The sequence below is a fragment of the Sphingobacterium sp. E70 genome (assembly GCF_019285695.1).
GTDB classification, from domain to species: Bacteria; Bacteroidota; Bacteroidia; order Sphingobacteriales; family Sphingobacteriaceae; genus Sphingobacterium; species Sphingobacterium detergens.
Map to the genome: position 1 here is coordinate 3,028,973 of NZ_CP079104.1, position 12,199 is coordinate 3,041,171.

Below are 12,199 nucleotides of genomic sequence, written 5' to 3' on the forward strand. Positions count from 1 at the left end.
TTTATGTATGAGAGATTTTAAATAAGTGTCTTTTTGTTATGGGTTGTCCTACGTATCTTTTCTTTACCTTTGCTTAAGAAATTAACTTGGGTTTCTCCTTTTAAGCTGTTGAGGATCGTATGAATGCTTTGGAAGGATCCGATCAAGCAAGAAACAAGAAGGATGATTTTTTGTCGATTTATATCCCCCAGATAATCGAATTAGGGTAATTTGTAGGGATGAAATCGAGCAGGACATAATTTTGACCCGTGGGGACAACTGCTCGGGTTTTCATAAATAATCAAACCGGGTGTCGTAGTACACTCAGAAAATAATAAAATGAGAAAGAAACTGATTGTGGTGATGGCGTGGGTTATATGTGCCGTTGCCTGTAATTCGAAGAAAGAAAATGGCGTCCCCGTGGTTAACCTAGAAGCACTCAGTGCAATTCCTTTGGATCATTCTATTGACACACTGGCTAAAGGAACAGCGTTTATCGATGTGACATTACCACCTAATGCACGGATAGATGAGTTATCGCAACAGGAACTAGGCTTGTTGAAGGCTGCTGCCTATCGTTTCTATCACCATGTAACGTTAACGGACAACCAGTATAAAGTTAATATCAAGGACCCAAAGTCCTTACATATTTCCGATCAGGTTGTCAAAGCCTATGAGCAGGCAATTCTAAATACCAATCATTTTGCCGATTCAATGGCTAAGGCTGGACAGACCATTCAATTACCTATTGTCAATGAGGAGTATCTAAATAACTTGCTGAAATAGGCGTCTCAAAAGAAGATAAGACAAGGACTTCGAGGTAAGAATATAGTAACTACTAATAACTCATAAAAAAACGGTGTGTCCGAGCTGGTTGGACACACCGTTTTTTTAGTTTTATTTGTTTCTCCTACAGTTGGTTTTCAGCTATTCAACTTTTAGAGGAAGTGCTTCTACTTTTGAGTAGCTTCGTTTTCTTATATATCCCAATTTGGAAGCCTGTCTTTTTATAAAGAAAGTATCTCAATGATACGAAGCAGATCCTCATTAAGTTTGACGTTATGTTTAATAGCGCTCTTAAAAGGAGTGAATCTGATTTCACTACAGATTAGTCCGGCCATTTCACCTCTACGGCCCGCAACAAGCGCTTCTACTGCCGCTACACCAAGTCTGCTTGCAAGTACACGGTCCATACATGTTGGGCTACCACCACGTTGGATGTGACCTAAAATAGAAAGCCTTACATCATAATGCGGGAAATTTTCTTTTATTTTTTCCGACACGATCATTCCACCTTCTTTGTCCCCTTCAGCAACAATAATAATACGCGAAGATTTGTTCTTACGGCTCTTATCCAATCTTTTCATGATTGCATCGTAATCCACTTCAAATTCCGGAACCAATACCGCTTCAGCTCCGGTACTTATACCCGAACGGATGGCGATCAAGCCAGAGTCACGTCCCATAACCTCGATGACAAAAACACGGTCGTGAGACTCAGCAGTGTCACGAATCTTGTCTACTGCCTGAATAACGGTGTTTATTGCTGTATCATAACCAATGGTGAAATCAGTTCCGGCCAGATCATTGTCGATTGTTCCTGGTAGACCGATAATTGGAAAGTCAAACTCGTCAATGAATTTTGATGCACCTGTAAATGTTCCGTCACCACCGATGACGACCATAGCGTCAATTTCATGGCTACGTAAGTTATCATAAGCTTGTTTACGGCCTTCTATGGTCTTAAAAGCCTCACTGCGCGCAGTTTTTAGGATTGTGCCGCCACGTTGTATGATATTGGCTACGGATTTGGCATCCATAGGGAAAATTTCTCCATTTACCAAACCATCATAGCCCCTGCGTACACCAAATACCTCAAGATTGTTAAAGATACCCGCTCTCACTACAGCGCGAATACCGGCATTCATTCCTGGAGCATCTCCTCCAGATGTCAAAACAGCAATTTTTTTAATGTTACTCATACGTACTCAAACTTAGCTATTTTTGTGCTTATATACAATTATATTTCCGTTATAAAAAGTTCTGAATCGCTTAAAAGTGCTTAAATAATTGCCTTATGCTATGCAATTAATCTAAGCGAGTAGCAAACTTCATGTAAACTTTACAATAGCCTTTTACATGTTAAATGAGCTATTTCCGGTTGTTATATCAGCAGGCTTATTTTTAGCTTTAAAAGCATCAATTCCGCTTTGTAAAAAGCCTTGTATTGTTCGATATTTCTATTTGCACCAGATTGAGGTACTAATACCTTACCTGAGGCATCCACGATTACATATAAAGGCTGTGAATTGCTATTGAACGTCGATGCCTGAAAATCGCTGTTTTTATTACCGATTGTTTTAATTTTCTTGCCACTATATTTGGAAACAAATTGTTCGTTTGCCGGTAATTCTGTTTTATCATCAACAAATAGTTCGGCCATAACAAATTCTTCTTTTAATAGTTTGGCAACACCAGGATCAGTCCAAACATTTGCTTCCATCTCTCGGCAATTGACACAGTTCCAGCCCGTGAAATCTATTAATACAGGTTTGTTCAGTTCTTTTGCAGTTTCCAAAGCTTGATCATAATCGTAGTATGGATCAAAGCCTTTTGGGGTACCGCGCTCATGGAAGATTTCCGCATATTTTTTACTTTACCATCACTGTGAGCAGGCGTACCTACTACTCCAGCCGAAAGGTCAAAGTCCTGTGTCGCAGAAGGCGGTAAGAAAGCGGAGATGGATTTCAATGGTGCCCCCATAGGCCAGGAACCATATAAATGACAAAGGAGAATACAACTATGGCAAGTATTGTACGCGGTACAGAAAGGAATTTCAGTTCGCTATCATGTGAAAACTTGATCTTCCCAATAAGATATAAGCCCATTAGGCCGAATATAGCAATCCACAAGGATAGGAACACCTCACGATCCAACCAATTCCAGTGATAAGCTAGGTCTACATTGGACAAAAACTTTAAAGCCAAGGCAAGCTCTAAAAATCCAAGAACTACTTTTACCGAATTGAGCCATCCCCCGATTTGGGCAATGACTTTAACATCGAAGGAAACATAGCGAATAGACCGAAAGGAATCGCTAATGCAATAGAAAAACCCAACATACCAACGGCTGGGCCTAAACGTTCACCTTTTGATGCGGCCTCAACAAGCAAGGTGCCGATGATCGGACCTGTACAGGAAAAGGATACAAGTGATAGGCTGAATGCCATAAAGAAAAGTCCAATAAGGCCCCTTTATCTGATTTTGCATCCATTTTATTAACAAAGGAACTTGGTAATGTGATTTCGAAAGCGCCAAAGAATGATGCCGCAAAAACGACAAGTAATAGAAAAAATAGGAAATTGAATATCCCATTGGTCGATAAGGCGTTAAGCGCATCCGAACCAAAAGCAATTGTGATAATCATTCCGAGCGCGACATAGATCACAATAAAAAAGGCCATACAATAGCGCTTTGCTAATGCCACTCGCACGCGTACCAGATTGTTTGGTAAAGTAGCTGACTGTCAGTGGTAACATCGGAAATATACATGGCATCAAGAGTGCGGCAAACCCGCCAATTAATCCAGCGATAAAAATACTCCAAAGAGATTTCTTCCCAGTTTCGGAATTACCGGCGGGAATATTTGTTGCTGCCTTATCCAATTTGCTGCTATCTTGACTCAGGGTTGTATCCGGAGCGTCTGAAAAAGCCAGGTCGTCCGGTACTGCCTCTACTGCAGGTGTAGTATCTGGTGAAGATTCAAATTGAAGCCCTTCTGTACTCGTTAAACTATCTTGTTCGAAGGCAAAAGTCGTCGTCGTAAGAGAGAGGCTGAAAAAGCAATTAAAAGTAGAATAAATGTGTTTTTTAACATGCGTATCTGTTTCTGATGTCAGCTTCAAAAAAAAAAAAGGCGATGAGAATCGCCTTATTATTTTATCCGTGTATGATCATTTTTACTATTTGATTGTCACAGCAAAAGCATATTCGTCAGGAGGAAGACATTGTGATGCATCACAAGCTTGCCATTCAACGGTACCTTTTACTGTTGCTGTACCTTTATTCAACTTTACTTTTTGTTGAAAGATCACTTCATTTGTAAAGTAACCAACGTCCATTTTAAACACCTCTTCGTGTTTAACTTTTGGTTTTGGCTCAGCAGTTTTACCAACTAATGCGTATTCAGCAGCTTTTGCAAAATTGAAGGAAGTTGGAATAGGTCCACCATCTTTTACATTTTGGGAATAAATGTGCCATCCGTTTTGGATTGTTCCTTTGACATAGACAACAGCTTCGTTGTTGTTCAGTTTCTTGCTGGCTACAGTCCATTTTACAGGTTTGTGAATTTGAGCGAAGGCTCCAGTAACTGCGAAAATTACTGCAGTTATTAACAATACTAATTTTTTTCATTTTCCTAAATAATTATTGCAGTTCGTTATACACCTTTGATAACTAAAGTTAAAAAGGTTTAATTTATCCACTTTACAAAAGTAGCATATTCTAAAATGGTTTATCTGTATTTAGTGTAAAGATTAGGATATAAGGTGGCTTATCTCTTTGATGTTAAACTTCTGCAATTTGTTGTCAATAAGCACTTGTAGTTGACCATCAATGCCCACTGCCTTAATGATTCCCGTTTTTTTTCGCCTGCCACTAAAAATGGGCGTTCCTGATCTTTCCAAAATAGTGACTCATTATAGCGGTCCAATATAGGCTGCCAGGATTGGGTGAAGAGGTTGTTATACTCCTTTTGGATACTATCAAAAGCTCGACGGCCAGGTCCTTTATGACATAATCGGCTTTGTTTGTAAGAACAGCTAGCGAAGTAATTGTTGTCGCTGTGTCAAAATTGACTTGATTAATATTAATGCCGATTCCGACAATAGACGCTTCAATTTTATTTCCCTTTAATTTATTTTCAATAAGGATGCCTACTATTTTTTTGTTGCCCACATAAATGTCATTGGGCCATTTTACGGTCACATCCTGCTCAGTCTTGCGTTTAAGCCAGTTGACTACGGCGATTGCAACCGTGGCTGAGAGCGCAAATTGTTGCGCTATTGATAAGAAATGCGGTTTTAAAAGAATTGATGTAGTCAGGTTTTTTCCAGGTTCACTGACCCAGGTGCTTCCTCGTTGCCCTTTTCCTGAAACTGTTCTCCTGCTAAAATGGCAGTGCCCTCTGCGAGTGGCTTGAAATTTGACAATAAATCTCTTAAATAATCGTTTGTAGAGGCAACTTTGTCAAGATATATTGTATTTTGACCGATGATAAGTCCCGAAATATTGTTATTTTGCAAACTGAAAGTATTAAATAAATATTAAGTCAAAACTATCATATTTTTTAATGAGTAAAAATAAAAGTTCAGAATTGTCGCAACGTCTATCAGAAATTATCGTTCACGGTATGCAGGAAAAGAAAGCAAACGAGATTGTTCGCTTGGATTTAAGAGATCTTCACAGTTCTGTTTCTGATTATTTTGTGATTTGTCATGCCGACTCCAACATTCAGGTAAATGCGATTGCCAAAAGTGTTGAGGAGGAAGTCTATAAGGCTTTTGGTCAAGAACCCCAATATAAAGAAGGACAATCAAATGGAGAGTGGTTGATTTTGGATTTTGTGGATGTGGTTGTACATATCTTTAAGACCGAAAAAGAGCGCATTACGCAATCGAGGATTTGTGGGGAGATGCACAAGTTCAGCATTTCCAAAGCGCTTAATAAAAGCCTCAATTCAATAATTTATACAGAAAATATAATTACGATATAATGAAAAAAATCCCAAGTAGTAAGGTAAGCCCGAAACCGCCAAAATTCAATTTTGTGTGGCTTATGATTGCCATGTTTTTAGGTTTTTTGCCTTGCAATATGTTTTTGGAGAAAACCCGGCTAAGGAAATTAGCTATAGTGATTTTGAAACACGCATGTTAAAAACCGGCGCTGTTGAGCGTTTGGAAGCATATAAGAAAAATGATCTTGTCGAGGTAGAAGTTTATCTAAAAAAGGGCTGGAAAGATAATCCCAATTTTAAAGACGTAACTAAAAGCAATGATCCAATCCCTAGTCTTGCTGGTCAAGAGGAAACAGGTCCGCAGTATATCTTTAAGGATGCCTCAGCAGAGGTTCTGGAGAAAAATTAGCTGCATCGCAGGCTGAACTGGCTCCAGGAACACCTAAAGTGCAATTAAAATATGCCGATCGTTCTAATCCTTGGGCGAGCTGGTTTGTGACATTTATGTTGCCATTGTTAGTGTTGGCAGCGATCTGGATTTTCTTGATGCGCCGTATGGGCGGTGGTGCTGGTGGTGGCGGTGGTGCGATATTTAATATCGGCAAATCCAAAGCACAGTTATTCGATAAAGAATCACAAATCAATATCACTTTTAATGATGTTGCAGGCTTAGAAGAAGCAAAACAAGAAGTAATGGAAATTGTGGATTTCTTGAAAAATCCACGTAAGTATACGAATCTAGGGGTAAAATTCCAAAAGGAGCATTGCTGGTAGGCCCTCCGGGAACAGGTAAGACTTTATTGGCAAAAGCTGTTGCTGGTGAAGCACAGGTGCCTTTCTTCTCCCTATCTGGTTCAGACTTCGTAGAGATGTTTGTTGGTGTGGGTGCTTCACGTGTTCGGGACTTGTTCAAACAAGCCAAAGAGAAAGCACCATGTATTATTTTTATTGATGAGATTGATGCGATCGGTCGTGCCCGTGGTAAGAATTCTATGATGGGTGGTAACGACGAACGTGAAAATACATTGAACCAGTTATTGGTGGAAATGGATGGTTTCGGTACGGATTCGGGTGTTATTATTTTAGCAGCGACAAACCGTATTGATGTATTGGATACTGCATTATTGCGTCCAGGACGTTTCGATCGTCAGATTTCTATTGATAAACCAGATTTGATCGGTCGTGAGCATATTTTTAAAGTGCACTTAAAACCATTGAAGTTATCAGCGGAGGTAGATGCCAAAAATTATCGGCACAGACTCCAGGTTTTGCTGGTGCAGAGATTGCTAATGTTTGTAATGAAGCGGCGCTGATTGCTGCACGTAAAAACAAACCTGAGATAGATATGCAAGATTTTCAGGATGCCGTGGATCGTGTGATCGGTGGTCTTGAGAAAAAGAATAAAATCATTTCTCCTGAGGAGAAACGTATTGTTGCTTACCACGAAGCAGGGCATGCTATTGCGGGCTGGTATTTGGAACATGCGGATCCTTTGGTAAAAGTTTCTATTGTTCCGCGTGGAGTAGCGGCTTTGGGATATGCACAATACCTTCCTCGTGAACAGTTCTTATATACAACAGAACAACTGGTGGACAGCCTGTGTATGACTATGGGTGGGCGTGTAGCCGAAGATATTACTTTTGGGCGGATTTCCACAGGTGCTCAAAATGACCTAGAACGTATCACGCAGCTTTCTTATGCAATGATTGCCATCTATGGTATGAACGATAAGGTAGGAAATGTGTCTTTCCGTGACAGCTCAGAGGCTTCTTTCCAAAAGCCATATTCTGACAAAACGGCAGAGCTTATTGATGCCGAAGTTCGTAATCTGATTACAGATGTCTATGCACGTACAAAACAACTTTTGTTGGACAAACGTGAGGGACTGATTAAGATTGCAGAGAAGTTATTGGAAAAAGAGATTCTTTTCCAATCTGACCTTGAAGAGATATTAGGTAAGCGTCCTTTCGATACCAAGACAACTTATGATGAATTTGTCAACGGTGCGGATGGTGGCGGTGTACCACAGACCGATTTGCCATTGGATGTTCACCCTGAGGAGGCAACTTCAAAAGATGAACAGCGATTGGATAATCCATCACCGAATAGTTTAAACTAATTTAGATTTTACAGCGCTAGAAAAACTCTAGCGCTGTATTTATATTGCTATTGAGCCATGAACGTGAAGAACGCGACAGCGAAGGAGGTAATGTTAAAACGCATACGTCAGGCATTGCTTCAAAAAAACGATAATCCACACCCTAATTTCAAAGAAACACCCCTTTACAAAGAAGAGGATGAATTGGTTGATCTTGTTTTTGTTCGTGAATTGACAGCCGCTGGCGGCAAGTTTCTTTATTGCGATGGTGAGATTGGCCTCATCGAAAATTTGATTACATTAACAGAGGTAAACAATATAAAAATATCTATGCCTGGGAGCAGGGGATCCAAAATCTGCTGAGTCCCTATGGTTTCCCTTTTTCAAAACGGAGAAAGATTTCGAGTCTGCCAATGCGAGTATCACCTCATGTGAAGCCTTGATCGCACGTAATGGCAGTATCATGGTGAGCAATGCTAATGCTTCCGGACGTCGTCTGAGTATCTACCCACCGATTCATATCGTTGTGGCCAAAGCTTCTCAATTGGTGTGGGATGTGAAAGATGCCTTAGCTTATATGCAGAAACGTTATGGCCAGGAGATTCCAACGATGATTTCAACCATTACAGGTCCTTCACGTACTGCAGATATTGAGAAAAGGCTGGTTTTGGGGCTCATGGCCCCAAAGAGTTATATATGTTTTACTTTTAGAAGACCGTTTCTAGCAATGCTTACTTTTTACTTACAACAAACTCCCGTCGCAAGTGTTATTTTCTTTTTTACGCTTGTTACGAGTATCTATACCTTTTCTCATGAGCAGCTTTATGGTAAGTTAATGCTCCATCCGTATAGTATCGCGCGTAAACAGCGCTTGTATACAATATTAACCAGTGGTTTTATCCATAAAGACTGGGGGCACCTGCTGTTTAATATGATCACTTTTTATTATTTCGCATTTGGATTGGAACAGATGCTGGCACAGGCAAGTCCCTATGGACATCTTCTCTTTGCTGTCATTTATTTAGGAAGTCTGGTGCTGAGTGACATTCCGACGATTATCCAACAGAAAAATAATTACGGTTATTACAGTCTGGGTGCTTCGGGCGCTATCTGTGCCGTTTTATTTAGCTATATCCTTTTTAACCCGAAGATGACTATCGGAGTCATGATGATTATCCCAATGCCAGCTTATTTATTTGCCTTTCTGTTTCTGGGTTATTGTATTTGGGCTTCCAAAAAGCACAGGACGGGATTAACCATGATGCGCATTTCTTTGGTGCATTATCAGGACTGATCTTGACCATTATCTGTTTTCCTTGGGTCATAAAACATTGTCTGGCACAGTTCTAAAATTTTCCGCCCCAGGTTTCCCTATCCAAATTTCTATACTGGATCGCTTCAGCGAGATGGTGGTTTTCGATCGTTGGACTATTTTCCATATCGGCGATGGTACGGGCGACTTTTAATATTCGATCATAAGCCCTCGCGGAAAGATTTAGACGATCAATAGCTGTCTTTAATAGTTTTTTTGCGATTCGCCGATCTGACAGATATCTCTGGTTAATTTGGTGCTCATGTGTGCATTACAATGAACATCTGGATAAGATTCGAATCGTTGTTTTTGAACCAACCTCGTTTGGATGACACGATTGCGGACTGTCAGGCTATTTTCAGAAGAAGCTGAGGCACTCAGCTCATCGAAAAGTACTGGCGTGACTTCTACATGGAGGTCAATCCGATCCAATAATGGACCCGATATTTTACTTAAATAACGCTGAACAGTGTTGTTGCCACAGATACATTCTTTTTCGGGGTGATTGAAGTATCCACAAGGGCATGGGTTCATGGCGGCGATCAACATAAAGCTGGCAGGATAATCTATGGTTAATTTTGCTCTTGATATGGTGATACTTCGGGATTCGAGTGGTTGTCGCATGACTTCAAGGACACTTCGTTTAAATTCAGGAAGTTCATCCAGAAATAGTACGCCATGATGTGATAGTGAAATCTCGCCGGGTTGAGGATTGGAGCCTCCACCCACCATGGCTACATCAGAGATGGTATGGTGAGGGGCGCGAAATGGCCGTATCGTTAGTAAGGCGTCTTTAGCTTTAAGGTTTCCCGAAACAGAGTGAATTTTGGTTGTTTCAAGCGATTCGATCATATTGAGGGGCGGTAATACCGTTGGTAATCTTTTCGCTAACATCGTCTTCCCCGCGCCTGGGGACCGATTAGAATAACATTATGTCCTCCAGCAGCGGCTATTTCTAATGCTCTCTTGATATTTTCCTGTCCCCGAACATCTGCAAAATCAACATCATACTTATTTGTTTCAGTGTGAAAGAGAGATTGGATATCGACTTTCGTTGGAAGGATATTTTTGAGTTATTAAGAAACTGTACCACCTCTGTTAGGTGTTCGACGGCAATCACATCGATGCCAGCAACGATGGCTGCCTCCTGTGCATTTTGTTGCGGAAGTATAATTCCCTTAAACCCGTCATTTAATGTCTGTAAGGCAATAGGTAATACGCCTCTGATAGGTTTTATGCTACCATCCAGGGATAGTTCTCCCACGATCAGATACTGTTCCAATAGCTCATTTGGAAGCTGTCCCGAGGACGCGAGTATACCGATAGCGATCGATAAATCATAACTAGAGCCTTCTTTTCTGATGTTAGCTGGTGCCAAGTTGACCACAATTTTCTGTCGTGGCATGTGAAGTTGGCAGGAAGTAATAGCGCTTTCAATACGTCTGAGGCTTTCTTTGACAGCATTGTCAGGAAGCCCGACTATATAATAATGTAGTCCAGTAGAAACAACTACCTCAACTGTTATGGTGCATGCCTCAATCCCATAGACGGCACTACAATAGGTTTTGTTTAGCATAAATTCTATAATCGGTTGATTTAAAGATACTAAATATTAAATCATAAATAATAATGCGCTAGTGAATTATTGTAAATCGATTACGAATTGTTGAAAAATGACTATATTGTAATTATATAGATTCTAGTTAATAATGAATAATCGCGGTATTTGGCAAACGATTTGCTTTATAAATTGTATTATTATCGAAGACTAGATTCATCGTGTAATAGAATTAGAACTTTAAAACGAAAAAGAAATGAATGACACAAGTAAAGTAGCTTTGGCGTTATTGGCAGGTCTTGCTGCAGGTGCAGCTTTGGGAGTTTTATTTGCTCCGGACAAAGGATCAGATACAAGAGATAAGATCAATGATTCATTAAGCGATTTGAGTGATGCTATTCGTGAGAGAGCTGAAGAACAATTCGATCAATTGAATGAGTTTAAAGAAAAAATTGTCTCCACCCTAAAAGGTAAATTAAACCAGGCAGAGGAGATTGTAGACGATGATATCATCGAGCATGCATAAGAAGCAAATTGTCCCTCAGGACAGTTTTGGGAGATACATAGAATTATAGGCTATTTCAAAAGGCTGAATATAAATATTCTATTGAAGTTCGTATAGACTTTTGAGATAGCCTAAATAAAATTAAGATGCATGGAAGAAGAAAAATTTTCACTTAGTGGTACTTTTCAGAAAACAAAAGAGTACATAGATTCCCAGTTTAAGCTCGTTAAATTGAAAACAATCGAGCGATCATCGCGGTTGATCGCGAGTTTGGTGGTGGACGCGACTAAATTGATATTCACTTTGTTTGTTGTCTTTTTCCTGTGTTTGGCTTTGGGATTTTGGCTAGGTGAGCTATTGGGAAGTTATTCATTGGGATTTCTGGCGACAGCAGGCATTTTTATGGTTATTATCGTAATTATACGGATTTTCGAACCTGCATTGGAATCTAAGTTTATGGATCTTTCCATCCGTCGCTTTTTGGCCAAGTGGAATGATGAGATCGAAGAAGAGGAAGAAGAGTTGAGAAAAAACGAAAAATTTGATAGAGAAGGGACTACAAATGAATAACAAGCAAACGAAAATACGCAATTTACAGGAGCTTAAGACTGAAATCGCTCGTTTAAAGGAACTCAAAAATGAACAAGAGGCTTACCTGAAAACACAGTTTACTTTATTTAATAACAAGATCGAAGCTCCGATTCGTTTTTTCAATTCATTAAAAAATAATATTCCCGGAGTCAATATCATTCAGCAATTATTTGCGAAAAGTAACAATCCTGATTCGGATTGGCTGACAAAAACCTTGCGCATAGGTGTTCCTTTTGTGATGAACAGGCTGTTTTTGAAAAACGCAGGAATGCTAAAAAAGCGTTAATGTTGCTGCTATCGGAGCGTGCTGTCGGCCAGATCAATCAGGATAAAATCAGTGGATTGATAGGTAAACTCAGCAATTTTATCCGTCCCAAAAAGAAGAAAAAGAAAGCCTCACAAATTGAAGGGAGGTTCCTCTAA

11 protein-coding genes and 5 pseudogenes are annotated in these 12,199 nt (G+C 39.9%); 9 read left to right on the forward strand and 7 right to left on the reverse strand.

All coding sequences use genetic code 11. The features are described 5' to 3' along the window. The first annotated feature begins 318 nt into the window (after window positions 1-318). Window positions 319-765, forward strand: coding sequence for a hypothetical protein (locus tag KUH03_RS21540; protein WP_257096433.1), 447 nt, complete (start codon window positions 319-321; stop codon window positions 763-765). A 221-nt stretch (window positions 766-986) separates the two neighbouring features. Here the strand turns inward: KUH03_RS21540 and pfkA are convergent, their stop codons facing one another. The 4 genes and pseudogenes from pfkA to KUH03_RS21560 form a co-directional block, all read right to left on the reverse strand. Continuing rightward, a complete protein-coding gene (pfkA, locus tag KUH03_RS21545; RefSeq protein WP_257096435.1) occupies window positions 987-1,961 on the reverse strand; it encodes a 6-phosphofructokinase in 975 nt (324 codons plus the stop codon). 153 nt (window positions 1,962-2,114) lie between these two features. After that, window positions 2,115-3,841 (reverse strand): annotated as a pseudogene (locus KUH03_RS21550) (protein-disulfide reductase DsbD family protein). 99 nt (window positions 3,842-3,940) lie between these two features. Continuing rightward, a complete protein-coding gene (locus tag KUH03_RS21555) occupies window positions 3,941-4,375 on the reverse strand; it encodes a protein-disulfide reductase DsbD N-terminal domain-containing protein (RefSeq protein WP_257096437.1) in 435 nt (144 codons plus the stop codon). Window positions 4,376-4,634: 259 nt separating this feature from the next. After that, complete coding sequence (locus tag KUH03_RS21560; RefSeq protein WP_257097190.1) at window positions 4,635-5,189, reverse strand: biotin--[acetyl-CoA-carboxylase] ligase; 555 nt, start codon at window positions 5,187-5,189, stop codon at window positions 4,635-4,637. Between the two features lie 139 nt (window positions 5,190-5,328). Between KUH03_RS21560 and rsfS the strand changes: the two are divergent. The 4 genes and pseudogenes from rsfS (at window position 5,329) to KUH03_RS21585 (ending at window position 9,104) form a co-directional block, all read left to right on the forward strand. Beyond that, a pseudogene (gene rsfS / locus KUH03_RS21565) lies at window positions 5,329-5,702 on the forward strand (ribosome silencing factor). Window positions 5,703-5,750: 48 nt separating this feature from the next. Beyond that, window positions 5,751-7,831, forward strand: a pseudogene (gene ftsH / locus KUH03_RS21570) (ATP-dependent zinc metalloprotease FtsH). A gap of 63 nt (window positions 7,832-7,894) precedes the next feature. After that, window positions 7,895-8,173 carry a hypothetical protein gene (locus tag KUH03_RS21575; protein ID WP_257096439.1) on the forward strand — a complete coding sequence of 93 codons (279 nt, stop codon included), beginning with the start codon at window positions 7,895-7,897 and terminating at the stop codon, window positions 8,171-8,173. Between the two features lie 76 nt (window positions 8,174-8,249). Further along, a complete protein-coding gene (locus KUH03_RS21585; RefSeq protein WP_306429686.1) occupies window positions 8,250-9,104 on the forward strand; it encodes a rhomboid family intramembrane serine protease in 855 nt (284 codons plus the stop codon). 148 nt (window positions 9,105-9,252) lie between these two features. Here KUH03_RS21585 and KUH03_RS48915 read toward each other — a convergent pair. The 3 genes and pseudogenes from KUH03_RS48915 to KUH03_RS48925 all read right to left on the reverse strand — a co-directional run. Then, window positions 9,253-9,375: pseudogene (locus tag KUH03_RS48915) on the reverse strand (hypothetical protein); the annotation flags it as partial. Further along, window positions 9,327-10,186 (reverse strand): annotated as a pseudogene (locus tag KUH03_RS48920) (YifB family Mg chelatase-like AAA ATPase). The pseudogenes KUH03_RS48915 and KUH03_RS48920, both read right to left, overlap by 49 nt. After that, the gene (locus KUH03_RS48925; RefSeq protein WP_373564770.1) at window positions 10,078-10,698 is read right to left on the reverse strand and encodes a magnesium chelatase domain-containing protein; all 621 of its coding nucleotides are present in this window, start codon (window positions 10,696-10,698) and stop codon (window positions 10,078-10,080) included. The pseudogene KUH03_RS48920 and the gene KUH03_RS48925 overlap by 109 nt, the downstream one beginning before the upstream one ends. Window positions 10,699-10,936: 238 nt before the next feature. Between KUH03_RS48925 and KUH03_RS21595 the strand changes: the two genes are divergently transcribed. The 4 genes from KUH03_RS21595 to KUH03_RS21610 all read left to right on the forward strand — a co-directional run bounded on the left by KUH03_RS21595 (window position 10,937) and on the right by KUH03_RS21610 (window position 12,199). After that, window positions 10,937-11,206, forward strand: coding sequence for a YtxH domain-containing protein (locus KUH03_RS21595; RefSeq protein ID WP_104383581.1), 270 nt, complete (start codon window positions 10,937-10,939; stop codon window positions 11,204-11,206). 129 nt (window positions 11,207-11,335) lie between these two features. Beyond that, window positions 11,336-11,755, forward strand: coding sequence for a hypothetical protein (locus KUH03_RS21600; protein ID WP_257096441.1), 420 nt, complete (start codon window positions 11,336-11,338; stop codon window positions 11,753-11,755). Continuing rightward, window positions 11,748-12,062, forward strand: a complete 315-nt coding sequence (locus KUH03_RS21605; RefSeq protein ID WP_257096443.1) for a hypothetical protein — start codon at window positions 11,748-11,750, stop codon at window positions 12,060-12,062. The genes KUH03_RS21600 and KUH03_RS21605 overlap by 8 nt, the downstream gene beginning before the upstream one ends. Further along, window positions 12,062-12,199 (forward strand): hypothetical protein, encoded by a 138-nt coding sequence (locus KUH03_RS21610; RefSeq protein ID WP_257096444.1) that lies wholly within the window; start codon window positions 12,062-12,064, stop codon window positions 12,197-12,199. Before KUH03_RS21605 ends, KUH03_RS21610 begins: the two co-directional genes overlap by 1 nt.

Bases quoted from the DNA above. Each gene is read 5' to 3' on its own strand.
- KUH03_RS21540 (WP_257096433.1), top strand. From the start codon at position 319: ATGAGAAAGAAACTGATTGTGGTGATGGCGTGGGTTATATGTGCCGTT.
- pfkA (WP_257096435.1), bottom strand. From the start codon at position 1,961: ATGAGTAACATTAAAAAAATTGCTGTTTTGACATCTGGAGGAGATGCT.
- KUH03_RS48925 (WP_373564770.1), bottom strand. From the start codon at position 10,698: ATGCTAAACAAAACCTATTGTAGTGCCGTCTATGGGATTGAGGCATGC.
- KUH03_RS21595 (WP_104383581.1), top strand. From the start codon at position 10,937: ATGAATGACACAAGTAAAGTAGCTTTGGCGTTATTGGCAGGTCTTGCT.
- KUH03_RS21600 (WP_257096441.1), top strand. From the start codon at position 11,336: ATGGAAGAAGAAAAATTTTCACTTAGTGGTACTTTTCAGAAAACAAAA.
- KUH03_RS21605 (WP_257096443.1), top strand. From the start codon at position 11,748: ATGAATAACAAGCAAACGAAAATACGCAATTTACAGGAGCTTAAGACT.
- KUH03_RS21610 (WP_257096444.1), top strand. From the start codon at position 12,062: ATGTTGCTGCTATCGGAGCGTGCTGTCGGCCAGATCAATCAGGATAAA.